This is a genomic window from Liquorilactobacillus ghanensis DSM 18630 (genome assembly GCF_001435235.1).
Lineage (GTDB): Bacteria > Bacillota > Bacilli > Lactobacillales > Lactobacillaceae > Liquorilactobacillus > Liquorilactobacillus ghanensis.
Map to the genome: position 1 here is coordinate 70702 of NZ_AZGB01000030.1, position 26034 is coordinate 96735.

The window sequence follows — 26034 nt, forward strand, 5'->3', positions numbered from 1 at the left end:
GTTTTTTTAAAATGAAAGGACTTTGAGTATGTGGGGAATTATTGCGACTTGGAGTATGTCGCTGGATAGCTTAAAAATTGCCGGTCAAATGCTGGCAGCTGGCAAAACGGCTGGTGAAACGGTAACAACTGCTGTTAAAGAAGTGGAGAATTTCCCATTTTATAAATCAGTTGGCTATGGCGGCTTGCCCAATGAAAATCAAGAAGTTGAGTTGGATGCTGCTTACATGAATGGTGATACTTTAGCGATCGGAGCAGTCGGTGCGCTAAAAGATTTTGCTAACCCAGTTTCGGTTGCCCAAAAATTATCACAAGAAAAGGTTAATAATTTTCTTGTTGGTCCCGGAGCAGAAAAATATGCCAGCATTAATAATTTTCAACGAAAAAACATGCTGACAGAGCGGGCTAAAGGCTTTTATCGGCAGCAAATTCAACAAGATTCGCAGACTAAGCGTCCTTATGCTGGACATGATACGGTTGGTATGGTTTGCTTGGATCAGCAGGGGAAAATGACAACTGCGACGTCAACCAGTGGTCTTTTTATGAAGAAAGCCGGACGAGTTGGTGATTCACCAGTTGCCGGTTCCGGTTTTTACGTTGACAGTCAAATTGGTGGCGCTAGTGCTACAGGTTTAGGTGAAGACATCATGAAGGGATGCCTTTCTTATGAGATAGTTCGCTTGATGAGCGCCGGAAAAACGCCGCAAGAGGCCTGCGAGCAAGCTGTTTTCCATTTAGATCAGCAGCTTCGTCAGCGACGAGGAACAGCTGGAGATCTTTCGGTAGTTGCTATGGATAACCGGGGACACTGGGGCTGCGCAACCAACATTAATGATTTCTCTTTGGTAGTGGCAACGCAGACGTCTCCAGATCCGATTGTTTACGTGGCTAATGCGGTTGGGCAGCACACAGAAATCAAGCCGGCTTCACCGCAATGGCTGGAAAATTATTTTGCCGCACGAGGAGCTGCAAAACAATAAAATATTTGAGGTGAATTAAAATCGAAACATTAGAAGTTTGCTGTGGAAATTATCAGGATGCTTTAGCTGCCAGCCAAGCTGGAGCTGAGCGTATAGAGTTGAACAGTGCACTTTTCCTTGGCGGATTAACTCCGACTTTGAGTGCTTTGCAACTAACTAAACAAACAACGAACTTAAAAGTAATTTGTATGGTCCGACCACGAGGAGCCGGTTTTTGCTATTCTGAAGCAGAATTTAAAGAGATACTGACAACGGCTGAGCTATTATTAGCCAATGGTGCTGATGGATTATCTTTTGGCTTCTTAACAGAAGCGGGAGAGATTGATATTGACAGGACACGACAATTAGTTGAAATAACGCATGGATATGATGCAGAAGCAGTTTTTCATCGCGCATTTGATTGTTCGATCGATCCGGTAAAAAATACGACTACATTGATTAAACTGCATCTGGACCGAATCTTAACCAGTGGATTGCAGCCGACTGCTTGGGCCGGCCGGAATGTGTTAGCTGAATTACAAAAAAATTTTGGCAAGCAGATCGAAATCTTAGCCGGTAGCGGGATCAATCCTGCTAATGTTCGTTCGTTAATTAGTACTACCGGAATCAAGCAGGTTCATGCATCATGTACAGTAAAACAGATTGATCAGACCGCTTATCGTCAGCAAGTTGATTTTTCTTACTTAAAGCAAGAAGTTCCAGGAAGTTATGAAGCAGTTTCTCCACAGTTGGTTCGGCAACTATTAGCTGAACTAAAATAATGGTTTTCAAGTTCCAAAATATAATGTTTTTGCAAAAATCCAGTTGAAGCGAATTGATACTTTGACTGGATTTTTTGTTTTCAAATAATTTTAATTAATCCATCAGAAATGCAGGTATCAATTAGTTCAACAATTTCTGTTGCTGTAATATTAGGTTGGTTCAAAGCCCAAGAAATTGTAGTTAAGGTTGAAACGGCAAATAATTCAGCAAAATAATCGATTCTGTTAGCAGGTGCTTTGCTGGAGGTTTGTACTTGTTTTTTTATGATTGCTTTAATGCGCTCTTGAAATTCGTTTACAAGATTAAAATTTGGCGTTTGAAAAGAAAGTAACAGCCGCATCTGATCTGTGTGATTTAAAAAGAAATTAACACCAGCTAAGGTATTACGATTATCAACTTTATTTTGATTAATAAAAGCATTCGCTAAATATTCTAATATATCAGCAACAAATACAAAAAAAGCTTCACGAGCCAAATCTGCTTTACTATCAAAAAATTGATAAAAGTAAGTTCTGGTTAAATGAACATGCCGCATAATTTCACTAATTGAAATTTGTGAGTAATCCTTTTGTTGCAGTAAGTCCAAGAAAGCTTGAATGATCTTTTTTTTCTGTCATGGGAAAGTCCTCCGATTGGCAATGTACTAGACAGGAGCAGGCTGATTGTCTAACTTACTTATTGAATTTCAAATTATAATACATTATATCAAGTTAAATAGGAGTGACTAAAGTGAAAAACTTAACAAAGATTTTAGGAACTGAATATCCAATTATTGGCGGACCAATGGCTTGGACTTCAATGGCTGATTTGGTAAGTGAAATTTCAAATGCTGGAGCATTAGGTGTTTTGGGTGTTGGTTTTGCTCCTACAGAGATTGTAGAACAGCAAATCAAACTGACGCAAGAAAAAACATCACGACCTTTTGCCATTAATGTTACAATCAGTGAATTTGCAGCTGATAATCTTAAGCGAATTACTGAAATCGCTCGCAAATACCGAATTGAATTTATTTATGCTGATAACTTTGCCGGTTTAAACCAAGAATTGACTCAAAAATGGTTTGAAACTTGGCATCAGGCAGGAATCAAAGTGATCGCTAAAGTTGCAACTGCAAAAGAAGCAATTGTAGCTGATCAATGTGGCGCTGAAGTGATTGTTGCCAAGGGTCACGAAGGTGGCGGACATATGACGCAAGTTGGTACGATGGCATTAGTCCCAGCGGTTGTTGATGTGGTAAAACAAGCAGCTGTTGTTGCATCCGGTGGAATTGCGGACGGTCGCGGATATGCAGCCGCACGAATTTTAGGTGCTGCCGGAATTGAAATGGGAACGGTCTTTTTAGCGGCTATTGAAGATGGTATTCATCCCAATGTAAAACAAGCAGTCATTAGAGCACAAGCAGAGGATCTTGTTATGACTGGTTATTCAACCCAAGCACCATGTTGGCAAATTAAAAATGAACTTTCAAAAAAGATTTTGGCAATTGAGCGTGAGTTACCACAAGCAGCTGCCGCTGAAAAAATAGAACAGCTTGCCAGCGGTTCTTTAAAGATTGCTTCTGAAACGGGAGATGTTGAGCAAAAAGGGGCGGTTATGCCAGGACAAGTTGTTTCTTTAGTGACCAAAGAACGGGCCGTTAAAGAGATTGTTGATAGTGTATATCAAAGCGGCTGTGCATTATTAAATGATGCCGCGCAGATTAGATAGTGGTGCTGGTAGTTAAAAAGTCATTCAAATTCAGTGTCGTTAGCTTACTAAACTAAACAGATTAATTCTTTATATTTGATTTGAAACAGTTTATTTTGATGAGGTGAGCGAATGAAAACATTAAATAAGATTGAAACAGAAGTTGTTGGATTATTGCGGACTAAACCCCTAGATCAAATCAAAGTTCAAGAAATATGTCGTAATTTAAAAATTTCCCGGACGACCTTTTATGTTTATTTTGAAAGTACAACTACATTAATACAAGATCTTTCGAATAGTATTTTAGATGATATTGCTGAATTATTTTCTCAATGGCAATATTTGAATTTTTCACAAATGTTGATGTTGAGTTCTGATCGGCGTACATTTCAGTCGATTCCTATTTATCAAGCATATCGTTATATTTGGCAACGAAAAGAATTCTTTCAAGCTTTAATTGGTCCGTATGCACCTAAGTATTTTTCAAAAAATAGTTATTTGTTGTTAGTTAAAATGTTGACGTATCTTGTTGAGCAAAATGATCCAAAAACTTCGAATCAATTAATTTATTTCTGTAGTGGCGGAATCTGGAACTCACTAGACCATTGGGTAAACTACGATACTGAAGATATTTTACCCTCTGAGATTGCTAGGCAGGATTTGAATTTTTTGTCACAGTTATTATTAGGTGAAGCTAATGCCCTTAAAAGTAGGAGTTGACTTAGTTACAACTGCACGCGTCAAGCCGTTGATTGATAATCAGTTAGCTGGATTTTTACAGCAATTTACAGCGAATGAACAGCTTGAAGCTGCTCATTGTCACGACGAGTTGCTTTATTTTACAGAACGTTTTGCTGCAAAGGAGGCTGTTTTGAAAAGTTTGAATATCCTGATAAAAAGGGAATTTTTTGTTGAAATTGAAACACTTAATAATGGTTTTGGCAAACCGGTTCCCCATATTTCAGGTAGCGTGAAAGAGATTTTTACTGGTAAAAAATTACAGCAGCTTGATTTATCGCTAAGTTATGAAAATGGCTTTGTTATTGCCATAGCAGTTGTTAATTAATAAATAAGTTAAGCAGAATCAAAATTTATGAATACCAAAAAGAGTATTTAAACATTCATTTTGAACCAATTCAAATCTAAACAAAGTTTCTTAATTAAAACCTGACAAAACTTACTATTTTGTCAGGTTTTTTATTGACAGCGTTTACAAAAAAGTCAGGACTTTTTTGTAGTTTCTAGTTAGAATTAAGAAAAATTGAAAGGAATGGTAAATATGACAGACGTTAAAGACTTTGTTTATGAAACGGTTGCTAAGGCTTTTGGAATTCCTGTGGCAAAAGTGAATGATCAGTTGAACTTATTAGCGGATTTAGATGCAAAATCGACTAACTACTTTCCAATTATTAATGATATTGATGATGAATATGATTTGGATTTGCAATATCAAGAGTTTCGGACTCGCTGTACAACAGTTGGTGACATCATTAAATTAGTTGAGGAGGAAATCTAGATGGAAAACGAAAAACAATTGGATCCAGAAATTTTAGCAGAAAAAAAACAACAAGAACGAGAAGCTAACATGGCTCGTTTTTCTAAACAAAAACAAACTATTGATTATCAACATGCTGATTTTGAACAAAAATTTGGTAATGATCATTATTCAGTTCATTATAATAAACAGCCGCTTTCTTTAGGGTTCAGAACCGATTTTTATGATGAATTGAAACCAAGTGTTGAAATTATTGATGAGGATATCCGGTATGATCGCGATGTAAAAGTTGAAATTAGTCAAGAACGTCATGTTTATTTAGATATTTATCGTCCACTTAATCAACTGAATAATTTGCCCGTAATTGTTGCTTATACGCCATATGGAAAACGTCATTGGCATGGATCGAGCGTTACTCCGGGATTGCATCAGGCTTTGGGGGTTCCTCGAGGTACCATTTCTAAAATGGCAGCATTTGAAGGACCAGATCCATCATTTTGGTGTCGTCAAGGATACTGTGTGATCAATGTTGATGCTCCGGGAGTTGGTCATTCAACGGGAACGAATTCTTTTATGACAAGCCAAGGAGGTCGTGATGGTGCTGAAATTATTGATTGGATCGGCAGTCAGAATTTTAGTAATGGGAATGTCGGTTTAGCTGGAAACTCCGGTTTAGCGATGGTGCAATGGATGATAGCGGCAGCTAAGCCAAAGCACTTAGTATGTATCGCTCCTTGGGAAGGTACAAATGATTTATATCGTGAGAGTTTATGTGTTGGTGGAATCCCAGGACCAGCTTTTGGTGATATGATCTTTCATGATTTTCGGGGTCCAGGTTGGCAAGAAGATCCAGGATATATGTTAAAGGAATTTCCATTGATGAATAGCTATTGGAATGATAAACGATTAGCGGTTGAAAATATTCGAATTCCGGTGTATGCAACAGCTGGCTATTCGCATTTTCATCTTCATGGGGCAATTACTGGTTTTGAAAGACTTAAGACTCGTAAAAAATGGTTACGCCTACATCGCGATTTTGAGTGGCCTGATTTTAATCGATCAGAAAATCAAATCGATCTATTGAAATTCTTTGATCGATATTTGCGCAATATTCATAATGGTTGGGAAATGACTCCTCGAATTCGCTTAGAGGTTATGGATGCTTATGAATATGATTATCAAACTAATCGTCCAGAAGATGATTTTCCTTTAGCGCGCACTAAATATACTAAGTATTTCTTAAATGCAGCTGATCGTTCGTTAAATTCTAAAGCAATTACTGAAACCAAAACAGTTAAGTATGATAGTCAAAAAGAAGACATTTCCTTTAACTATACATTCGTAAATGATACAGAACTTACTGGTCATTTTAAACTGCATTTATGGTTAGTTCTGAAACTGATGATGCTGATGTTTTTGTACTAGTTCAAAAAACAACCGCCACTGGTACTTTAATTCCAACAACGGTATTTGGAGTGGCTGACCCAGGAGCACATGGACAACTGCGCGCGTCGCTGCGAGAACTTGATCAGCAAAAGAGCACCGATGCCATACCATTTTATACTTTTAGTAAACGTCAGCCATTAAAAGCTGGTGAACCAACATTATTGGAAATCGAAATCTGGCCAACTTCTAGAATATGGCATGCTGGGGAAAGTTTGCAAGTTAATATTGCTGGTCGCCCAATTCGAGATAAGAGTTGGTTTTTGCCAACAGAAGTTGAATCAATTAATCAAGGAATGCATACAATTTATACTGGCGGTGATTATGATTCTTATCTATTAGCTCCGGTAATTCCACCTAAGTATACTTCTGGAAAATTCGTTGTGCGTTAAAGGGGGATCATTATGGGCTTAATTGAAAGAGTGAAGTTTGAATTAGCAAATCAAGCGATAAAAAAAGTCATTTTTACTGAAGGTAGTGACTTGCGAATCCTTAAAGCAGCAGTCGAACTGATCAATGAAAAAATTTGTCAACCAATCATTCTTGATCAAAAAGAAAAAATGCAGGAACTAGCTGAAAAAAATAAAATTGATTTATCAGGAGTCGAATTGCTTGATGCAGCTGATGAAAATTTACAAAAAAAAGTAATTTATGCTTATTTGACCGCTGATCCAGTTGCGAAAAGCGAAAAACGACTTCAACGATTATCGAAAAAATCACTAAACTTATCAATGATGATGACTAAAGCAGGAATGGCATCTTGCAGCGCGACAGGGGTCGTTACATCAACGACTGATGTAATAATTGCTGCCCAACAATTATTAGGGGTAACTGCTGAATATTCTACTATATCTAGCATTGGTTTCCAGCAGCTTTTAACTTTGAAACGGACTATCGGTGTGGCAGATTGTGCAATTAATTTAGCACCAAATGCGGAAGAACTGGCTGATATTGTTCTTGCTTCCGCTGATTCGTATCAAAAGGTAACCGGTGATACTCCTAGAATAGCTCTTTTATCGTATTCAACGTTTGGTTCTGGTGCAGGACCACAAGTTGATTTAATTAATACAACTTTAGAAAAAATTAGTCAAAAAAATTCTAAGTTAATGGTTGAAGGGGAAATGCAAATTGATGCAGCACTATTACCAGAAATAGCCAAAATAAAAGTCAAACGATCAAGCAGAGTAGCTGGCAGGGCGAATCTACTAGTTTTTCCAGATTTAGCTGCAGGAAATATTGCAGTTAAATGTATGCAGATGTTTGATCACGGGACTTCATTTGGCCCTTTGTTACAAGGATTTCAAGCTGGGGTTACTGACTTTTCACGAGCTGCAACAGTTGCAGATATTGTTGGTAACGTTTGCTTAACTTTGATAAGGGGGAAAAATTGAAATATGAAAGATTACTGTATTTTAACAATTAATCCCGGTTCAACATCAACCAAGTTAGCAATTTTTGATAAATTAAAATGTGTTGCTACAGAAACGATTCAGCATTCAGCTGCTGAATTAGCAGATTTTACGTCAATTAAAGCTCAGTTTCCGTATCGTTTAAAGCTGGTTGAAGCTTTTTTAAAACATCCGGCGAATTTAGGTCCGGCACTAGCAAAATTTTTGGCCGATCAAGCTGGAATTCCAGCTTTTATTGTTAATGGTCCATCAATGGATGAGTTTCAGGACTTAGCTCGGTTAACAGGGAAAAAAGGAGTTTTTCGCCAAAGTCGATTGCATGCTTTGAATTTAAAAGAAACAGGCTATCAGTTTGCCAAAGATCACGATCTCAATTATCATCAACTGAATTTAATTATTTGTCACTTAGGGGGCGGTGTCAGTGTAAGTGCGCATAGAAATGGCAGAATAATTGATGGAAATGATATTGCGGCTGGCGATGGCCCAATGGCACCAACTCGCACAGGCTCTTTATCAGTCGAGTCAGTTGTAAACTTGGCTTTTTCAGGTAAATATTCAAAAAAAGATTTGTTTGACTTAAATTATAAAACAGGCGGTTTTGTGGATCTTTTTGGAACTTCGGATGTCAGAGAAATTTTAGCCAAAGTTAAACTTGGGGATAGTAAAGCAATCTTATACTGGCGTGGTTTTATTTATCAAATTGCCAAAGAAATTGGAGCCATGTACAGCATTTTGCATGGTAAAGTTGATGCAATTTTGATTACTGGAGGAATTGCACACAGTCAAGAAATAGTAACTGGTTTAAAAGATTACTGTAGTTCTTTTGCACCAATATATGTTTATCCTGGCGAAGCAGAAATGAAAGCAATGGAAATGGGAGCAATCCGCGTTTTGGAACAAGTTGAAAAAGTTAAGCATTATACAGGACGACCAGTTTGGAGTAAATTTGAATTTTAAATCAAATCAAGTAATCGAAAGGGACAGAGATAAAATGAAAATTTTGTCTAGTCCTTTTTATGTTGGCCAATAAATTTGTCCGGTTCTTTGGACTTAAGAATTAATGATTAGATAGACGTGGTATATTATTGGAAGAGGATATTATCGAAAATAAATGATAATCAAAATGGAGGTTTTGTTAATGCGTTTTTTGCAAACGGCTGATTGGCATTTAGGTCGTAAACTGCATGGTTTTGATTTGCAGGCCGAGCAGCAAGCAGCTTTTGAACAAATTGAACAAATTGCTTTGACTGAAAAAGTTGATGGAATTATTTTAGCTGGGGATATTTACGACCGTAGTTTACCGGCAGAACAGACGGTGGACTTGGCAAACCAGATGCTTCAGCGCTTAAATTTAACCGACCATTTGCCGCTGTATGCAATTGCTGGGAATCACGACAGTGCCTCACGACTGGCAACAGGGACACCGTGGTTTTCCAGCACTGGTTTTTATTTGCATACACAATTGGCTGAGGCTTTCCGACCGATTGAACTGCCGGACGTTCAATTATTTTTACTGCCGTATTTTGAACCGTTTGCGGCCCAGCAATATTTTAAGGATGATTCATTGCAGCATTTGGATCAGGCAATGGCAGCTGTGATCAAAAAAATGAAACAGCAGTTTGCGCCTAACAAAAAACATTTGCTGGTGGGACATTTTTTTGCAGCAGGGTCAACACAGACTGCATCGGAAACGCAACTGACAGTTGGTGGTTTGGCGGCTGTGCCAACCGATTTATTAGCCGATTTTGATTATGTTGCTTTAGGTCATTTACATAATAGGAATGCTTTGCAAGCTGAAAAGATTCGTTATAGTGGATCGCTTTTGAAATTTTCTTTGAGTGAAGTGCAACAAAAAAAGGGTGTTTTACTGCTCGACACTGACACACTGCAACCGGAGTTTCGTGAGATTAAACCATTACACGATTTACACGAATTAACTACTGAATTTACTGAGTTGCTTGATCCAAAATTTTATCGTCAGCAGCCACGAGCCGACTTTTTTGGGATTACCTTAACGGACCAAAAACCAATTCCCAATGTGTTAGCACGGTTGCGTGAAATTTACCCTAAGATCGTTGCTTTACAACGGACGGCAGATTATGGCACGTTGTTTGATGATCAGCAGCAGTCACAGCAGTTTTTACAGCGTGATCCGTTGCTGATCTTGCAAGATTTCTATCAGCAAGTGGCTAATGAGGAACTTTCACGATCGCAGCTTTCATGGGCTAAAAAAGCGCTGCAAACTGTCCGAGAGGAGTCAAAAGCATGAAACCGCTCAAATTAACTTTAACCAATTTTGGCCCATATGTTGCTCAAACCTTTGATTTTGAGCGTTTACGGCAAGTACCATTGTTCCTGATCACCGGTAAAACTGGCAGTGGCAAAACGACAATTTTTGATGGGCTGACGTTTGCGCTATATGGTGAAACAGCCAGTGAAGATCGTTCGGCTGCCAGTTTGCGTTCGGATTTTGCTGATCCACAATCGGCAACAACAGTCACACTGGAGTTTGAACATCAAGATCGCCGTTATCGAATTTATCGGGCACCAAAACAAACTTTGGCTAAAAAACGTAGCCATGGTTTGCGTGAAATGGCTGCTGTTGCTAAACTTGAAATCTTTGCTGGGGATGAAAAGCAGGCTGAAATTACTAAAGTCAGGGATGTCAATCTTAAGATTGCGGAAATCCTGCAATTAAATCGTCAGCAGTTTGTTCAAATTGTTCTTTTGCCGCAAGGAGATTTTCGCCGTTTCTTAATGTCTGATAGTAATGAGAAAGAAGCAATTCTGCGTAAAATTTTCCAAACACAGCTTTATCAGCGCTGGGGAGAAACTTTGCATGATTACTGGAAAACGCAGCAAAAAGAAATTACTCAGCAGCAAACTGCAATTGAGCAGGCCTTTAAACGGGTCAATTGGAAACCTGATTCAGCAGCTTTGGAAAATGAGTTGCCAACCGCTGATCAACTGAAATTATTAAAAGCCCAACAAACCGCTGATCAGGCTGATTTGCAGCAGCTTGAAATGGAAAAGCAACAAGCAACAACTAAGGTTCAAGTGCAGCAAAATAAATTAACGGCTGGTCAGAAATTAAATCAGCAATTTGTTGAATTTCAGCAACAACAGCAGAAATTGGTTGATTTAAAACAGCAACAAACAGCAATGGAGCAACAAGCCGCACAAATTAAATTGTTAGAATGGGCCCAACAGCAACAGCCGCTTTTCTCGCGTGAACAGGAATTAATTCAACGCCGGCAAGCAGCTGAACAAAAATTAAAAGCAGCTCGTTTACAGCAAAATAAATGGCAACAAGAATTTGAACAGTTACAGCAGCAAGCAGCAGACTTAACTGACCAACAGCCGTTGCAAAAACAGCGGGAAAAAGAACAGATCTTATTAAGTGAGCAAAAGGATCAATTTGAAAAAGCAGCGAAAACCCAGCAACAGCTGCAAGCAAAAACGCATCACGTTCAGCAGCTGACGGCAGAAATCCAAACCCAGCAGGCAGTTTTGGCAAAATTGACCGAAAAACTGACACAAATTGATCAGCTGCAAGAAACTTTACCAGAATTACTACAGCAGCAAAGTCAATTTAAACAGCAAAAATTACAGTTGCAGCAGTTTAAGGAGCAACTGATTGTTTTGCAAAACCAGCAGCAAACCAATCAAATAGCATCAGTCGATTTAGAGAAATTACAAACCGAACTTGGTGAGGCTAAGCAGCTGTTAAGCAGTCAACAGACGAATTATCAGCAGTTGCATGATTTGTGGTTGAACAATCAAATTGCTGTACTCGCAGCTCAATTGAGTCCGGAAGCACCATGTCCCGTTTGCGGCAGCTTGACTCATCCACATCCAGCAGTAGTAACTACCGGTAAACCAATCAGCAAAGCACAATTGAGTGCGGCGGAAAAAAATAAAAATCAAGCGCAGGCAACAGTTAACAGTTTGACCGCATTAATAACGGAAAAACAGCAGGCGCAGATCAAACAAACAGCCGATCTCAAGCAGGCTGAGCAAGATTTAATTCAGCAACTGCAGCAGTTGAAATATTTAAGCGAACCGCTCGCCGAATTAACTGAATTAACCAAACTAGTCAAGGAGCAGCTGAATAAATGTACAACAGCTTTGGCAGATGTGACACAGCAATTGACAGATAAACAACAATTGATCAATGAAAAATCACAATTGAAAAAGCAGCAAACTGATATTCAGCAGAATTTAACCGCACTGCAAACAAAATTCCAAACAAAAAATGATCAACAGCAGCGCTTGTCTGCCAGTTTAGCCGAAATTAGACAGGGTTTGCCGGCAGAATTTGCCGATTTAGCAGCACTTACAGCTCATTTAACTGATTTGCAGCAAGCAATAGCCGGTTATCAACAAAAAGTTCAGCAAAATCAGCAGCAATCGCAGCAACTGCAGCAGCACCTTGCCAGTGGGGCCTCGCTGGCTGAACAAACTGAAACAGACTTGACCGCGTTAAACTCGCAATGGCAAAACACTGCTCAGCAGTTGGATGTGTTATTAAAAGAGCAGTTGCAGACAACGGATCGGCAGCCGTTAGAAAAATTGCTGCAGCAGCTTGATCAATTACCACATTTGCGGCAACAGCAAACCGATTACTACCAGCAACTGGCGGCACTAAAGGCCCAAATTGCTGCTCAGCAAAAGTTATTGCAAGATCAACAGCCGCTTGATTTGGAGCAGGCAACACAAACTTTACGGCAGTTGCAACAGCAGTTAACAGCGGTCGCCGATCAATATCAGGCACTTTATGATCGTCAGTTATTGAACGGATCTTTATTGACTGAAATTACAAAGGGACAACAAGCCATTCAGCAGCAACAAACGGCGATTAGCCAACTAGCACAGCTGGTCACGGCTGTTAGTGGTCATAGTGAGGCAAAATTAGGGCTGGAACGTTATGTTTTACGCCAGCAATTAATAATGATTCTGCAAGCGGCTAACCAGCATTTACAACAATTGAGTTCCGGCCGTTATTGGCTGCGGTTGCATCAAGAACGAGGCAATACTTTAGCCAATACTGGTTTGGAAATTGATGTTTATGATGATCATGTTGGACAAGTTCGCAGCGTGCATACCTTGTCTGGTGGTGAAAGTTTTATCGCTGCTTTGAGCTTGGCGCTGGCTTTAGGTGAAATTATTCAAGAACAAGCCGGCGGTGTCAGCATTGATACTTTGTTCGTTGATGAAGGATTTGGTTCGCTGGATCGCGATTCGCTGATTACTGCGTTAGCGGCTTTAGAGAATATTGAAAGCGGCAGCCGCATGATTGGAATTATCAGTCATGTTGAGTTGTTACGTGCCCAGATTCCATATCAATTGCAGATAACACAACAAGGACAAGGCCAAAGTCAGGCAAAAATGGTTATTCGTGAGTAGAAATAATCCAAGTGAATAATTTTCAGTTGTGTGAGTTAGAATTGGAAATTATTTCATTAGTTACTTGACAAAGTATGCTAATTAAATTAGGATATCATTAATAATTAATTAATAGCGATGAAAAGATGAGTAGTTAACAAATTCGTGTTCAGCGAGCTCTTATTTTGATGAGAAAGAGTCATGATGTGTTGATGAAGATGGTCTGGAAGCTTAAAAAATAACAAGTCAATTAGATTAGTTATCTTTGGGGCCGCCCATTATAGCGGTAAGGTGTAGTTTTTTTGCATCTGATAAAGCTCAAATTATTTTGAGATAAACAAGGTGGTACCGCGAATTTCGCCCTTGAACTGATTTTCAGTTCAGGGGCTTTTTTTATTAAAAAATTTAATCAGATAATCAGTTTTAAAAAGGTGGGGCAATTGATGACAGTAACCGATAATGTGATTGAACTGAAAGATATCTCAGTGGATTTTCCAACGCAAGACAAGGCAGTTAAAGCTGTTAAGCAAGTTAACTTGACGATTAAAAAAGGTGACATTTACGGCATCATCGGCTATTCCGGTGCTGGTAAAAGTACTTTGGTCAGAGTAATAAATTTGTTGCAACAACCAACGACCGGGCAAGTGATTTTTAATGGGCAGCAATTACAAAAGCTTGCTCCGGTTGAATTACGACAGGCTCGAAAAAAAATTGGGATGATTTTTCAGCACTTTAATTTAATGAAATCCCGGACTGTTCTAGGGAATGTTGAATATCCATTGTTAGGGGGAAAAATTTCCAAAAGCGATCGTCGAGCTAAAGCTTTGAACTTGTTAGAATTAGTTGGCTTGAAAAATTTAGCAAATTCATATCCGAATAATCTTTCGGGTGGTCAAAAACAGCGTGTAGCAATTGCCCGGGCCTTGGCAAATGATCCGGAAGTGTTGATTTCCGATGAAGCTACCTCCGCTTTAGATCCCAAAACAACAAAATCGATTTTGAAATTACTCCAGCAAGTTAATCAGCGTCTAGGAATAACAATTGTTTTAATCACGCATGAGATGCAGGTCATTTCAAGAATTTGTCATAATGTTGCAGTGATGGATAATGGTGAAATCATTGAACGAGGGGCGGTTGCAGAAGTATTTACTAAACCCAAGCAACAGTTGACGGCTGATTTTGTTGAGACTGCTATCAACGTTAAAGATGCGCTTGAGAGAATCGGAAATCAAGAAAAATATTCAAATGGAAATTTACTGGTTTATTTAAACTTTATTGGACAAACTTCTAAAAAAAGTATAATTTCAAAAATTTCACGCGAATATAATTTGGATGTGAATATTTTATTTGCAAATGTTGATCAAGTTGACGGCAAAGATATTGGATATATGATCGCTGAATTTGTTGGGGAACCAAAAACAGCTAATGAAGCAATTGCTGAGATGAAAAAAGATGGCATAATTGCTAAGATGATTAATTCAAATAAAGAGTAGGTGTCAGTATGAATAATATAATTCCAAATGTTTTACAAATGAAAGGCCAATTTGTTCAGGCAACTTGGGAAACGTTGTACATGACCTTTGCCTCTGCGATTGTAGCTGCGTTCCTAGGATTGCTTTTAGGAGTAGCATTAATTATTACCCAACCGGGTGGAATTTTAGAAGATGGGGTCTTATATTCGATTTTGGATAAAATTACCAATCTGCTACGTTCGATCCCATTTATTATTTTGTTGGCAGTTATTTCACCGCTGACACAATTTTTGGTAGGAACGACGGTTGGTACAACGGCATCTTTGGTTCCCTTAGTTGTTGGAATTTTCCCATTTTATGCGCGGCAGGTTCAAAATGCATTGTTGGATGTTGATCGCGGAGTTATTGAAGCTGCTCAATCAATGGGGTCAAGTCCGCTTGAAATTATTTTCCGAGTGTATTTAAAAGAAGGGCTTCCAGATATTATTCGAGTATCAACTTTGACTATTATTAGTTTAATTGGCTTGACCACGATGGCAGGAGCAATCGGTTCAGGTGGTTTAGGTGATGTAGCAATTTCGATTGGTTATGCCCGTTTTGAAAATGATGTCACTATATTTTCAATGATTATTATTTTGATTCTGGTATTTGTTATTCAATTTGTTGGTGATTATGTAGCAAAAAAATTTGAGCATTAATTTAACGAAGGGTTGTGTACGTAATGAAAAAAAGTTATTTGTGGATAATTGGGGTTATTGTCGTGGTGGTTTTAGGTGCTTTGGGATTGCATGCATTAAGCAGTCAAAAAAGTAAAACTTCGACTATTACTGTTGGTTCGATGGGGTCTGATTACGCAATCTGGCAACATATTGCTAAAAGTGAAGATGCTAAAAAACTAGGCTTGAAAATTAAAGTAAAACAAGTAACTGATGGTGTTGCATTAAATAAAGCAACTGCCGAGGGCAATATTGATGTTAATGCTTTCCAGTCTTGGACTTATTATTTAGCTTTTAATAAACAAAGTAAAGTTGGCAAATTGGCAGCTCTGGGAACAACTTACATGGAACCAATGGGAATTTATTCAAAAAAATACAAAAAAGTTTCAGAAATTCCTGATGGGGCAACAATTGCGGTGGCTAATAATCCATCACAACAGGCTCGCGGATTAATTTTGCTGAAAAAAGCCGGTTTGATCAAATTGAAAAAGAACTTCAGCTCGGCGTTAGGCTCAATTAATGATATTAAAAGCAATCCGAAAAAGCTAAAATTTAAACAAATTGATGATACTACCGGTCCGCGTGTGCTGCATACGGTTGATGCAGTCTTGATTTCAAATACAGTAGCCTTGGAAGGTCATCTGCATGTTTTAACTGATTCGATTTATCATGAAAATGTGGATCAATCAACTAAAGACAATATAAATATTTTAGCTACTGCGAAAAAAAATAAAAACAATGCTGCTTACAAGAAACTTGTGACACTATATCATAAGAAGAATATTCAAAATTATATTAAAGATAAATATTATGGAACGAAGGTAAATGTTGCTAAACCACTGTCGTATTTAGAAAAGTGAGGGATTAATCGATATGAAAACCGCAATTATTACAGGTGCTGGTCAAGGAATTGGGGAAGGAATTGCTTATCGTTTAGCTAAGAGTAATTATGCGATAGCCGTGGCGGATATTAATTTAAAAACGGCTGCCAAAGTAGCAGAGGCTATCGTTAAATCAGGCCACACTGCCAAGGCTTATCAAGTTGATGTTGCTGATCGCGAAGCTGTTTTTAATTTGGTTGATCAAGTAGTTAGTGATTTGGGAAACTTGGCAGTTTATGTTAATAATGCCGGGATTGCTTTTATTGCTTCAATCATTGATTCAGAGCCAGCTGAAATTGATCGTTTGTTTAATGTTAATTTGAAAGGAACTTACTGGGGTATTCAAGCGGCGGCTAAAAAGTTTATTGAACAGGGAACTGGGGGAAGAATTATCAATGCAGCCTCACTAGCCGGTGTTGAAGCCTCAGCCTTGCAAAGTGCGTACTCAGCTTCGAAATTTGGTATTCGCGGTTTAACACAGTCGGCGGCTAAAGAATTAGCAAAATATAAAATTACAGTAAATGCATATAATCCGGGAATAGTCCGGACCTCAATGCGTGATCGAATTGATGCGAAAACAGCTGCGATTAAAAATATCAGTATTGAGCAGCAGCAAAAAAATTGTTTAGCAGAAATAGCTTTAGGTCGTGAAGCGGTTCCGGCTGATGTTGCAGAAGTGGTTGCTTGGTTTGCCTCGCCAGCAGCTGAATATATAACCGGACAATCTATTTTGGTCGATGGTGGAATGAAATTTTATTAATAAAAAAGAACTGTAAGATTATGCCGTTCTAAACTTTAAACCTTGATGTTGATTTAAAGTGAATATAGCATAATTGCAGTTCTTTTTTTGTGCTATTTATTATTTAAATAATACCACCACCATCAACTGCATACGTTTGACCAGTAATAAAATCTGCTTTATCACTGGCTAAAAAAGTTACTAAATTAGCGATATCGTTTGGCTCAACAGTTCTGCCTAAAGGGATGGTGCCAATAAAATCTTTACGATTTTGTCCTAAAGGTTTGCCGTTGATTTCTGACATTTTAGTGTCAATTGCATCCCACATGCCGGTTGTGCCGACCACACCAGGAGCATAAGCATTGACTTTAATTTTGTAAGGGGCTAATTCCTTAGCTGCAGCTTGGGTCAAATTAATTACAGCAGCTTTAGTTGCTGAGTAAGTAGCCCAAATTGGGAAAGCTCGCATACCAGCAATTGATGAGGCACTGATAATTTTGCCAGGAACTTTTAGTTCTTTGAATTTTTTAGCTGCGGCTTGAATTCCATAAAGCACGCCGAAGACATTAATTTTAAAACTGAGTTCTAAGTCCTGTGGTTTGATGTCGTCAATTTTATCGACTTTAGCTATTCCTGCATTATTGATCATTAAATCAAATCCGTGTAATTTTGTCGCAGCTGTGTCGACTGCTTGAAAAACTTGTTGCTGATCAGTAACATCTAAAGGTACAAAAATTCCAGTTTGCCCAGTCGCTTCAATTTCTTCAATAACAGCTTGGGCTTTGCTTGCTTGTCTAGGTAAATCTGCTAAAGCAATATCGTATCCTGATTTTGATAAATGACGAGCAATTTCTGCTCCAATTCCCTGAGCGCCACCAGTGATTAATGCAACTTTTTTTACCATAAGACAGTTCCTCCTTTTTTGATTCATGTTTATTTTATCACAAATTAAGTAAAAATATATTCTTATTAAAAATTAAAATCACGGTTTTGCCTATTTTGCTGCTGAAACTTTTTTAAATTTATCAACAATTTCTTGTGTATTTATTATTAAAAAAGTTCAGGATTTATAAATGGTCACTGATGGTCAAAATTTTCTATTTTGAATTAATAAAGTGATGTCTATTCTAATCGAAAATTTCAATTTTGTAACTTTACACTAAAAAAGCCTATTTAATGAACTTTAAAATGGCAGTTCACTTAGTTTGATTTTAAAGTTATTTACGGTGAGTGGTATACTCTATTCTGTGATCTGAAATCGAAATAAATTAAAAAGAGGCAAAAAATGAGGAAAATATCTATCGTTTTATCAGCATTTATTTTGTGTTTAATAATGCCATTTACAGTAGTTAACGCGCAAAATCAAAAAGTTAGTAATCAGCAATTGAAAACGATAATTAAAAAAATGAGTTTGCAACAAAAAATTGCACAAATGTATATTATTTCTACGCAAGCGAACCAGCAAAATACAGCTGCGGCTATCCAGAAAGAACAACCAGGCGGAATTATTTTATTTGGTAACGATTTTAAAGATCAAACTAAGCAGCAATTTGTTAATAATTTAAATAACTATCAAAAGCAGGTCAAACTGCCATTGTTAATCGGAACTGACCAAGAAGGCGGATCTGTTTCTCGTTTGTCAGCTAATCCAGAATTGACCGGTAATCGCAATTTTCCTTCACCGCAACAGTCGTATCAGACTGGTGGCAAGCAAGGTGTGGCAGCTGAGGCAGCAGCTGTTGCAGAAATTTTGCATTCGTTGCAAATTAATTTGAATTTTGCTCCAGTAGCGGATGTTTCAAATAATCAGCAAAGTTTTATCTATTCACGAACGCTAGGATTGAGCTACCGGCAAACAGCAGCGGTTATCAAAGCTGAAATTCCGGCTATGCAAAAGAATCACGTTGCTGCAAGTTTAAAACATTTTCCAGGATACGGTTCAGCTGGTGATACTCATACTGGATTTGCAACCAATGACAAATCGCTTAAAGAATTTAAAAAGAATGATTTTGTTCCATTTAGAGCCGGCATTCAAGCCGGTGCTCAGGTGGTCTTAGTTTCACATATTTTTGCGAATGCAATTGATGCTAAATATCCAGCATCGTTATCGCCTAAAATTCATCGAATATTACGGCAAAAACTGCACTTTAAGGGAGTAATCATTACTGATGATTTGACGATGGGAGCAATTACTAAATTTGCGACTGAAAAACATGTTTCGGCCGATGTTCTGGCAGTTAAGGCTGGCAATGATCTACTTTTAAGCAATGATCTGCCAACTGGTTTGCCAGCAATTGTTCAAGCGGTTAAAAAACATCAAATTAGAGAATCACAAATTAACAACTCAGTTTACCGCATTTTAAAATTAAAAAGAGATTTGGGAATATTAAATTCGCAGAACATTAAAATTTACCAAAACAATTAAAATAATTTTGGCTAATTCGATTGAAATTCTAAGCTTATATTGTAGAATATAGATATAACGTTCTGAAAAGGGGTAAAAAATGAGAATATGTCCAAACTGTCAGGCCAAGATGAATGACAATGCTAAATTTTGTACGAAATGTGGAACTAAATTAGTTCCGGTCTCTGAAACAGTGGCTAAAAAACAACCAGCAGCAGAGTCAATTAAAACGACAAGCGATGAAAGCAGTAATACACAACAAAATACTGAATCTACTGGTAAGTCAGCAACAACTCATGCTGATGTCAATACACAAGCTTGGCAAAATGCTTTTCAAAATTATTGGAGGTGGCTGCTTGGTTCATGGAAAACGCCATTTAAGGTGCAAACGACTACTAAATATACCGGGATTTTAACCTTATTTTTGGAAAGCCTGCTTTTTACTTTGGGGATTGGTCACTGGGCACAAAGAGCAGCTTCATTAGCAACTAGTGCGACCAATAATTTTATTTCGGCTTTTTCAAACAATAATTCGACGGCTTATAATTCAGAATACGCAGTAGGATTTAATTTTTATTTAACGGTTATCTTAATAATTTTGCTGGCAGCTGTGGCGATGATTGGAATTGCTTTTTTGATTCAACGAGCAGTTGGCGGAACTGAAAATTTTGTTACATATTTAAATCGATTAGTTCACTATAGCAGTTCAATTTTATTGTTAACTTTGCTTTTTTTCTTAATTGCTTTATCTGGTTCAATTGGAGTAGTTTCAGTATGGGTCAATGGCATTATTTTGCTGTTAATTTCATTGGTCTGGAGTATCACAATGGTGTGCGGAATAGTGGAATTGAAAACACCTGGTCAGTTGGATCGAATTTATGGAGCAGTTATTGCTGGTGTTATTTGCTTAATTATTGAAGGAGTTGCTTTTTCATTAATAGTTTCTAAATTAGGCGATACTACCAGTTCGTTCATTTCATCATTTTTCAATTAGAGGGGGATGCTAAAAATGAAGGAAAGATTTTGTCCAGAATGTGGGACAAAAGTCGCTTCAGGGGAAACGTTTTGTCCTAATTGCGGGCACAAATTAGTTGAATCGACTGCAGTAGATCATGAAAAAAAGACAACCCGTTCAGCAACCAATAATCCTGATTCATCCCAAGCTGCTGATGGTTCAATGCAGCGCAGTAATACAGCACCGCAACCGCAGCAACCACTTGATAAACGAGTAATTTGGGCAATTATTGCAGTGGTCGTCATTTTGGTTGGTGGCTATTTTGGATTAAAAAATTATTATCAACCACAAAATCAGTTAAATCGTATAATAACAGCAATGGGAAATCCTGATCAAAATTTGGCAAAATATGTTAAAACTAATGATCCAACGCTAGAGAAAAAGATATCCGAAAAAAATTTGAAACCAACACAAAAATATTTTGCAGATAATCGGCAAGAGTTAGCAGATCTAAAATCTTCTTTGCAAGATGGCACAACGTTTGAGAATACTTATTCATTGGAACAAACTGGCAATGCTTGGTTATTATTTCCGCGCTATAAAATTAATATTGAAGCAGCTTATGTAACGCTTTCAACTAATCACGCGGGGGTCACTTTTTTGCAGGATGGAAAAAAGATTGCGAAGACGACTAACATGAATCACAGTAAAAAAGTTGGACCACTTTTCCCAGGGAAATACAAATTTAAAGCTACTGGGAAAATTGCCGGTAGAAGTTTAAGCAATACTTCAACCTACACGTTAGCTGCTGGCGAACAAGCTCTTCCTTTAAAATTAAAAACGGCCAATTTTACAATTACCGGCAATCAAGGTGCAACAGTTTATTTGAATAATAAGAATGTTGGTAAATTAAACGATCAGGGTAAAATGAAATTTAAAGAATATCCAATCAGTAATGATTTGAAAGTTTATATTACCATTCCGGTAGCGGGGAAGAATTTAAAGTCAAAAACGGTTGACGTTAATAGCAAGCTTGAATACGGCTCTCATACGATTTCACCGGGATTCAAAGGTGTTGCAAGCAAAGATGATGCCCAAGAATTGCTCCAGGAAGCTTTTTCAGGTGCCGAATCTGGAGATGATGATTCATCAACAGCTGAATTATTTACCGGAGAAGAGAGTAATTCAAGTTACAATGATTTACTAAAATTTTTCGATTCATTTAACACTAATGATAACATTGAAACATATGATGCAGAAATTTCCAAAATAAATTCAGTTACACCAGCAGGGAAAAATAAAGCAACAGTATCGTATTCGATTAAATATACCTTTAATAATACCAGTGACAATGGGGAATCAAGAAAAGTTCAACAATTTACGTATCCTAATGCGATAATTGTTAAGCAAGGCGATGATTATAAAATTCAAACTGTCGGCACAACAAAGGCTGCTGACTGGGAGAAAAATTATTCGGATGATGATTAAGTAGTTGACGATTTTGAAAAAATTTAATTGATAAAAAAGGTCTTGCCGTTTGTTCTAAGGCAAGATTTTTTAGTTCAACTTGGAAAATGGTTGAAATTCCGTTAAGATAACGATAAATGATAAAATTTAAGCAAAAGGCGGGAAATTATTTCAGTCAAATTAATTGCAATTGACGTGATGGAACGTTAATTAATTTACCCCTAAAATTAATAACTGTTAATATGGTTTACTGTTATAGGAAGGGTTGATTTTATTGTCAGTTAAAGGAAAGATTTTAAATGCGTTACCTTATTTGTCAAAATCAAAGCAAAAAGTTGCTACATATATTTTAAAAAACCCAGAGACTGTGACCAAGCAAAGTGTTGCTCAACTGGCAGCGGCTGCCAAGTCGAGTCCCGCAACTGTAATCCGATTATTGAAAGATTTAGAAATCGCAAGCTTTACCCTCTTAAAAATTAATTTAGCGGCTGAACAAAACACGGTAGGGGACAAAGATGAAAAAATTTATGCGGATATTGCAGCCACAGAGGATTTTGACAGTATCAAGCAAAAGTTATTAGCTAATGCTCAGCGATCATTACTGGAAACAACTGATCAGATTGATCAAAAGGCAATTTCCAAGTTGACCCAGGCAATTGGGCAAGCCAGCCAGATAATTTTATTCGGAGTTGGGGCTTCAGCGTTGGTTGCCGAAAATATTGCGCAAAAGTGGAGTCGGTTGGGTTACGTTACAATTGTCGAAACTGATCTCAATTCCCTATTGCCCAAATTAATCAATACTGCTGCCGATAGCCTGATTTGGCTGGTGTCAAACTCAGGTGAAACACCGGAAATTTTGGTAGCTGCGCAACATGCGCGCTCTTGCAAGCTGGCAATTGCTTCTTTAACACGCTTTGGCAAAAATTCGCTGACTAATTACGCAGATATTATTATTCAAACTGCACAGCCACCGGAATCTTCACGTCGAATTGCTGCGACTAGTTCATTATTAGCACAGTTTATGGCAGTTGATTTGATTTTTTATTATTTTGTAAGTCAGCATTTTGATTGCAGTGTCAAGGCTCTCCAAGATTCTAAAAGAATTCTTCAAGATTATCAGCTGACGTTCAAATAAATGGGTTAATAATCCAAATAACAGTCGAAGTCTTAATTCGTTTTATAAAATAAAATACCAATTATTGTTTATAAACATCTTATATTATGAAATAATATTTCAAATGTAATTTACCATGCTATAATCTGTTTCATGAAACAACAAACTCCTTTTTGATAAGTTTTCAATTTATTTTCAAATTATTGAAAATCAAAAAGCATTTTGTTTCAAAACAGGTTATTTTTTTTGGTGAAAGAGAGGATGTTTCTTATGGCAATTACTGCAGTTAGGATTGATGGTCGCTTATTACATGGGCAGGTGGCCAACATGTGGACTAATGTTGTCGGGGCGACCCGGATTATGGTGATCGATAATGAAGTAGCAGTATCGCCAGTGGCTAAAGCGGGAATCAAGTTAGCAAAACCGGCGGGGGTAAATTTAAGTATTTTAAACGAAGAACGGGCTGCCAATAATATTGTAGCTGGGCGCTATGATTCGCAGAAGGTTTTTATTTTAGTAAAACGACCAGCTGTTTTATTGAAACTAATTGCAGACGGGGTACCGATTAAAGTCGTCAATGTCGGTAATATGTCACAATCTGATGAAACTAAGCCTCTAACGTCTTCGATTAATCTGGTACCGCAAGATGTAGCTGATTTTAATGAACTACATAAACTTGGAGTCAAATTAACGGCGCAAATGGTTCCGAGCGATCCATTACTTGATTTAATGGATTTGTTGAAAAAATTTTAGTGCTTGAAGCAGGAAGAAGGTAATTAAAATGCATGGTGATATTTTATTTTGGCAAGTTTTGTTGCTGACACTTTATTCAATGTATCAGATTTGGGATGATTTGACGATCGTATCTTCACTTGCTCAGCCGGTTTGGGCCGGATTGATTGCCGGAGCAGTTATGGGCGACGTTACAAAAGGATTGATTATCGGTGGTAGTTTGCAGCTGACCGTTTTAGGCGTCGGAACCTTTGGCGGATCGTCAAAAATCGATGCTAACTCTGGAACTATTCTGGCAACTGCTTTTTCGATCAGTACCGGGATGAATGCTTCAACAGCTGTTGCGGCAATTGGCGTACCGGTTGCGTCATTGATGATCGAAACAGATATTTTAGGCCGTTTTACTAATACTTTTTTTCAACATCGGATCGATCGCTTAATTGATGAAGAAAATTATCCAGCAATCGAACGAAATTATTTATATGGAATTATTCCTTGGATACTTTCACGTGGACTACCGGTATTTTTGGCTTTGCAATTTGGCGGCAACTTTGTATCGTCAGCAGTTAAGATCTTGGATACTAATTTAAAATGGTTAAGCAATGGTCTGGCGACAGCTGGAGCATTACTGCCGGCAGTTGGTTTTGCAATTTTATTGCGTTACTTACCAGTGCGCAAGCATTTAGCTTATTTAATTTTAGGCTTTACTTTGACAGCTTTATTCAGTACCTTATATACCAATGTTCAAAGTTTGGGAACAGCAATGACCAAAGTTTCTAAGGGCTTTAGTGGTTCTTTCAACGCTGTTTCAATGGTGGCAATTGCTTTGATTGGATTAACTTTTGCAATTAATGAATATAAGCGTGACGATGAAAAGCAGCAGCTGGCGGAGATCAGACAGCAACAAAAGCCAGTTGCTCAGTCAACAACTACTGAGGAGGGCGAAATTTATGGCGACGAAGACTAATTATAAATTAACCAAAAAAGATTTCCGACAAATCAACCGGCGCAACTTGTTTTTCAACCAATTGGGCTGGAACTATGAAAAAATGCAAGGTTCAGGATATCTGTTCATTATTATGCCGCAACTACGTAAATTATATGGTGATCATACACCAGAACTGAAAAAGGCCATGAAAGCACATAATCAATTTTTCAATACTAATCCATTTGTTAATACAATTATTCAAGGAGTAGATTTGGCTATTGAGGAAAATAAGGGAACAGACTCTTTAGAAACTGTTTCCGGACTGAAAACCGGTTTGATGGGTCCGCTGGCGGCGATCGGTGATTCAATTTTTGCTTCGTTGATTCCGGCAATTATGGGGGCTATCGCTGCTAATATGGCAGTTCAAGGTAATCCATTTGGTTTGGTGTTATGGTTGATAGCCAACTTGTGCGTAATGTACTTGCGTTGGATTCAATTGCCATTAGCGTATCGAGAAGGTACAAATCTGGTAACCAAAATGCAAGGTAAGCTTAATTCTTTAACAGATGCGGCAACACTGTTGGGAGTTTACGTGGTTGGAGCTTTGGTGGCGACCTTGATTAGTGTGCAAGTACCGTTTGTAGCTAATATTGGCAAAGTAACTGTTAATTTGCAAAATGAACTTGATATGATTATGCCAAAATTAGTTCCAGGAGTCATCGTTGCTTTAATTTATTGGCTGCTTGGTCGCAAAAAAATGACTTCAACCAAAGCAATTTTTATTGTGATCATTGTTGCGGTAATCTGTTCAGCCTTAGGAATCTTAGGCAAGACTGCCTGATAAACTAGGAGGAATTTGAAGTGAAATTAATTTTAATGAGTCATGGTCCTTTAGCAGCAGCTATGCTGACAAGTGCTGAAATGATTATTGGTAAGATAAAGGGAGCACAAACTTTTAGTTTAACTAAAGAAATGGGACCGGAAGAATTAAAAAACCAAGTTACAGAACTATTGCGGACAATTCCAACTGATGAACAGATCATTATCGGACTTGATCTGCTGGGGGGTACACCGGCAAATGTTGCAGTTCAGTTGTTAGCCGAAAATCCACGTTTGGAAGTAGTTACGGGTATTAATTTGCCAATGGTAATTGAATTTGGCAATCAGCAGTTGCTGGGAAAATTTGATTTATCACAATTGTTGGCCATGGCAACCGGCGGGATCACCAATGTTAAAGAAAAATTGATGCTTGATTCGGCAGATGAAGAATAAAGATGGTTACCATTTGATATGATCGTTGTAGCTTAATCTGATAAAGATAAGTTTTGAATATATGAATCTGTAAATAATAACTAAGACTGGATAAAATGCTATTTTTTCAGTCTTTTTTTGAAAACTGATGACTTGATTTTTAAATGGACTTGAATGTGCTTTCAACTGGGATTATGGTTAAAATAAGTGTAATAA

Annotated in this window: 24 protein-coding genes, 1 pseudogene and 1 other annotated feature; of the genes and pseudogenes, 23 read left to right on the forward strand and 2 right to left on the reverse strand. The window is 37.8% G+C overall.

What is annotated here, in order from left to right; translation table 11 throughout:
* Positions 1 to 28: 28 nt before the first annotated feature.
* Positions 29 to 979: a glycosylasparaginase gene (locus FC89_RS11965; RefSeq protein ID WP_057872764.1), complete on the forward strand. Its 951-nt coding sequence runs from the start codon at positions 29 to 31 to the stop codon at positions 977 to 979.
* Between the two features lie 20 nt (positions 980 to 999).
* Positions 1000 to 1740 carry a copper homeostasis protein CutC gene (locus FC89_RS11970; RefSeq protein ID WP_057872765.1) on the forward strand — a complete coding sequence of 247 codons (741 nt, stop codon included), beginning with the start codon at positions 1000 to 1002 and terminating at the stop codon, positions 1738 to 1740.
* An 80-nt stretch (positions 1741 to 1820) separates the two neighbouring features.
* Here FC89_RS11970 and FC89_RS11975 read toward each other — a convergent pair whose 3' ends face one another.
* On the reverse strand, positions 1821 to 2342 hold the full coding sequence (locus tag FC89_RS11975; RefSeq protein WP_083485498.1) for a TetR family transcriptional regulator: 522 nt from the start codon (positions 2340 to 2342) through the stop codon (positions 1821 to 1823).
* Positions 2343 to 2470: 128 nt separating this feature from the next.
* On the opposite strand from FC89_RS11975, the gene FC89_RS11980 reads away from it, so the two are divergent.
* The 13 genes and pseudogenes from FC89_RS11980 to FC89_RS12045 all read left to right on the forward strand — a co-directional run bounded on the left by FC89_RS11980 (position 2471) and on the right by FC89_RS12045 (position 16988).
* Positions 2471 to 3448, forward strand: a complete 978-nt coding sequence (locus FC89_RS11980; RefSeq protein ID WP_083485499.1) for an NAD(P)H-dependent flavin oxidoreductase — start codon at positions 2471 to 2473, stop codon at positions 3446 to 3448.
* Positions 3449 to 3559: 111 nt separating this feature from the next.
* The gene (locus FC89_RS11985) at positions 3560 to 4147 is read left to right on the forward strand and encodes a TetR/AcrR family transcriptional regulator (RefSeq protein ID WP_057872767.1); all 588 of its coding nucleotides are present in this window, start codon (positions 3560 to 3562) and stop codon (positions 4145 to 4147) included.
* Positions 4125 to 4493, forward strand: a complete 369-nt coding sequence (locus FC89_RS11990; RefSeq protein ID WP_057872768.1) for a holo-ACP synthase — start codon at positions 4125 to 4127, stop codon at positions 4491 to 4493. The genes FC89_RS11985 and FC89_RS11990 overlap by 23 nt, the downstream gene beginning before the upstream one ends.
* 213 nt (positions 4494 to 4706) lie before the next feature.
* On the forward strand, positions 4707 to 4943 hold the full coding sequence (locus FC89_RS11995; RefSeq protein WP_057872769.1) for an acyl carrier protein: 237 nt from the start codon (positions 4707 to 4709) through the stop codon (positions 4941 to 4943).
* Positions 4944 to 5012: 69 nt separating this feature from the next.
* Positions 5013 to 6757 (forward strand): annotated as a pseudogene (locus tag FC89_RS12000) (CocE/NonD family hydrolase).
* Positions 6758 to 6769: 12 nt separating this feature from the next.
* A complete protein-coding gene (locus FC89_RS12010; protein ID WP_057872772.1) occupies positions 6770 to 7756 on the forward strand; it encodes a phosphate acyltransferase in 987 nt (328 codons plus the stop codon).
* A gap of 3 nt (positions 7757 to 7759) precedes the next feature.
* Entirely contained in the window at positions 7760 to 8731 is a 972-nt protein-coding gene (locus tag FC89_RS12015; RefSeq protein ID WP_057872773.1) for a butyrate kinase, read from the forward strand.
* 181 nt (positions 8732 to 8912) lie between these two features.
* Positions 8913 to 10043, forward strand: coding sequence for an exonuclease SbcCD subunit D (locus FC89_RS12020; RefSeq protein WP_057872774.1), 1131 nt, complete (start codon positions 8913 to 8915; stop codon positions 10041 to 10043).
* Positions 10040 to 13180, forward strand: a complete 3141-nt coding sequence (locus FC89_RS12025; RefSeq protein WP_057872775.1) for an AAA family ATPase — start codon at positions 10040 to 10042, stop codon at positions 13178 to 13180. The genes FC89_RS12020 and FC89_RS12025 overlap by 4 nt, the downstream gene beginning before the upstream one ends.
* 108 nt (positions 13181 to 13288) lie before the next feature.
* Positions 13289 to 13527: a binding site (T-box leader), on the forward strand.
* 75 nt (positions 13528 to 13602) lie between these two features.
* The gene (locus tag FC89_RS12030; RefSeq protein WP_057872776.1) at positions 13603 to 14652 is read left to right on the forward strand and encodes a methionine ABC transporter ATP-binding protein; all 1050 of its coding nucleotides are present in this window, start codon (positions 13603 to 13605) and stop codon (positions 14650 to 14652) included.
* A gap of 8 nt (positions 14653 to 14660) precedes the next feature.
* The gene (locus tag FC89_RS12035) at positions 14661 to 15329 is read left to right on the forward strand and encodes a methionine ABC transporter permease (protein WP_057872777.1); all 669 of its coding nucleotides are present in this window, start codon (positions 14661 to 14663) and stop codon (positions 15327 to 15329) included.
* Between the two features lie 23 nt (positions 15330 to 15352).
* A complete protein-coding gene (locus FC89_RS12040; protein ID WP_057872778.1) occupies positions 15353 to 16207 on the forward strand; it encodes a MetQ/NlpA family ABC transporter substrate-binding protein in 855 nt (284 codons plus the stop codon).
* A gap of 13 nt (positions 16208 to 16220) precedes the next feature.
* Positions 16221 to 16988, forward strand: a complete 768-nt coding sequence (locus FC89_RS12045; protein ID WP_057872779.1) for an acetoin reductase — start codon at positions 16221 to 16223, stop codon at positions 16986 to 16988.
* A 103-nt stretch (positions 16989 to 17091) separates the two neighbouring features.
* Here the strand turns inward: FC89_RS12045 and FC89_RS12050 are convergent, their stop codons facing one another.
* Entirely contained in the window at positions 17092 to 17871 is a 780-nt protein-coding gene (locus FC89_RS12050; RefSeq protein WP_057872780.1) for an acetoin reductase, read from the reverse strand.
* Between the two features lie 381 nt (positions 17872 to 18252).
* On the opposite strand from FC89_RS12050, the gene FC89_RS12055 reads away from it, so the two are divergent.
* The 8 genes from FC89_RS12055 (at position 18253) to FC89_RS12090 (ending at position 25839) form a co-directional block, all read left to right on the forward strand.
* The gene (locus FC89_RS12055; protein WP_057872781.1) at positions 18253 to 19392 is read left to right on the forward strand and encodes a glycoside hydrolase family 3 N-terminal domain-containing protein; all 1140 of its coding nucleotides are present in this window, start codon (positions 18253 to 18255) and stop codon (positions 19390 to 19392) included.
* A 79-nt stretch (positions 19393 to 19471) separates the two neighbouring features.
* A complete protein-coding gene (locus tag FC89_RS12060) occupies positions 19472 to 20365 on the forward strand; it encodes a zinc ribbon domain-containing protein (protein WP_057872782.1) in 894 nt (297 codons plus the stop codon).
* A gap of 15 nt (positions 20366 to 20380) precedes the next feature.
* Positions 20381 to 21814: a zinc ribbon domain-containing protein gene (locus FC89_RS12065; RefSeq protein ID WP_057872783.1), complete on the forward strand. Its 1434-nt coding sequence runs from the start codon at positions 20381 to 20383 to the stop codon at positions 21812 to 21814.
* A gap of 253 nt (positions 21815 to 22067) precedes the next feature.
* Positions 22068 to 22928 carry a MurR/RpiR family transcriptional regulator gene (locus FC89_RS12070; RefSeq protein ID WP_057872784.1) on the forward strand — a complete coding sequence of 287 codons (861 nt, stop codon included), beginning with the start codon at positions 22068 to 22070 and terminating at the stop codon, positions 22926 to 22928.
* A 249-nt stretch (positions 22929 to 23177) separates the two neighbouring features.
* The gene (locus FC89_RS12075; RefSeq protein WP_057872785.1) at positions 23178 to 23660 is read left to right on the forward strand and encodes a PTS sugar transporter subunit IIB; all 483 of its coding nucleotides are present in this window, start codon (positions 23178 to 23180) and stop codon (positions 23658 to 23660) included.
* Positions 23661 to 23688: 28 nt separating this feature from the next.
* Positions 23689 to 24606 (forward strand): PTS mannose/fructose/sorbose/N-acetylgalactosamine transporter subunit IIC, encoded by a 918-nt coding sequence (locus FC89_RS12080; protein ID WP_057872786.1) that lies wholly within the window; start codon positions 23689 to 23691, stop codon positions 24604 to 24606.
* A complete protein-coding gene (locus FC89_RS12085; RefSeq protein WP_057872787.1) occupies positions 24590 to 25408 on the forward strand; it encodes a PTS system mannose/fructose/sorbose family transporter subunit IID in 819 nt (272 codons plus the stop codon). The genes FC89_RS12080 and FC89_RS12085 overlap by 17 nt, the downstream gene beginning before the upstream one ends.
* A gap of 20 nt (positions 25409 to 25428) precedes the next feature.
* A complete protein-coding gene (locus FC89_RS12090) occupies positions 25429 to 25839 on the forward strand; it encodes a PTS sugar transporter subunit IIA (RefSeq protein WP_057872788.1) in 411 nt (136 codons plus the stop codon).
* The last annotated feature ends 195 nt before the right edge of the window (positions 25840 to 26034 follow it).

Excerpts from the sequence above, each read along its gene's own strand:
- FC89_RS12055 (WP_057872781.1), top strand. The coding sequence starts at position 18,253 with ATGAGGAAAATATCTATCGTTTTATCAGCATTTATTTTGTGTTTAATA.
- FC89_RS12085 (WP_057872787.1), top strand. The coding sequence starts at position 24,590 with ATGGCGACGAAGACTAATTATAAATTAACCAAAAAAGATTTCCGACAA.
- FC89_RS11990 (WP_057872768.1), top strand. The coding sequence starts at position 4,125 with ATGCCCTTAAAAGTAGGAGTTGACTTAGTTACAACTGCACGCGTCAAG.
- FC89_RS12060 (WP_057872782.1), top strand. The coding sequence starts at position 19,472 with ATGAGAATATGTCCAAACTGTCAGGCCAAGATGAATGACAATGCTAAA.
- FC89_RS12020 (WP_057872774.1), top strand. The coding sequence starts at position 8,913 with ATGCGTTTTTTGCAAACGGCTGATTGGCATTTAGGTCGTAAACTGCAT.
- FC89_RS12050 (WP_057872780.1), bottom strand. The coding sequence starts at position 17,871 with ATGGTAAAAAAAGTTGCATTAATCACTGGTGGCGCTCAGGGAATTGGA.
- FC89_RS11985 (WP_057872767.1), top strand. The coding sequence starts at position 3,560 with ATGAAAACATTAAATAAGATTGAAACAGAAGTTGTTGGATTATTGCGG.
- FC89_RS12075 (WP_057872785.1), top strand. The coding sequence starts at position 23,178 with ATGGCAATTACTGCAGTTAGGATTGATGGTCGCTTATTACATGGGCAG.
- FC89_RS11965 (WP_057872764.1), top strand. The coding sequence starts at position 29 with ATGTGGGGAATTATTGCGACTTGGAGTATGTCGCTGGATAGCTTAAAA.
- FC89_RS12080 (WP_057872786.1), top strand. The coding sequence starts at position 23,689 with ATGCATGGTGATATTTTATTTTGGCAAGTTTTGTTGCTGACACTTTAT.
- FC89_RS12025 (WP_057872775.1), top strand. The coding sequence starts at position 10,040 with ATGAAACCGCTCAAATTAACTTTAACCAATTTTGGCCCATATGTTGCT.
- FC89_RS12065 (WP_057872783.1), top strand. The coding sequence starts at position 20,381 with ATGAAGGAAAGATTTTGTCCAGAATGTGGGACAAAAGTCGCTTCAGGG.
- FC89_RS12030 (WP_057872776.1), top strand. The coding sequence starts at position 13,603 with ATGACAGTAACCGATAATGTGATTGAACTGAAAGATATCTCAGTGGAT.
- FC89_RS12015 (WP_057872773.1), top strand. The coding sequence starts at position 7,760 with ATGAAAGATTACTGTATTTTAACAATTAATCCCGGTTCAACATCAACC.
- FC89_RS12010 (WP_057872772.1), top strand. The coding sequence starts at position 6,770 with ATGGGCTTAATTGAAAGAGTGAAGTTTGAATTAGCAAATCAAGCGATA.
- FC89_RS11995 (WP_057872769.1), top strand. The coding sequence starts at position 4,707 with ATGACAGACGTTAAAGACTTTGTTTATGAAACGGTTGCTAAGGCTTTT.
- FC89_RS12045 (WP_057872779.1), top strand. The coding sequence starts at position 16,221 with ATGAAAACCGCAATTATTACAGGTGCTGGTCAAGGAATTGGGGAAGGA.
- FC89_RS12040 (WP_057872778.1), top strand. The coding sequence starts at position 15,353 with ATGAAAAAAAGTTATTTGTGGATAATTGGGGTTATTGTCGTGGTGGTT.
- FC89_RS12035 (WP_057872777.1), top strand. The coding sequence starts at position 14,661 with ATGAATAATATAATTCCAAATGTTTTACAAATGAAAGGCCAATTTGTT.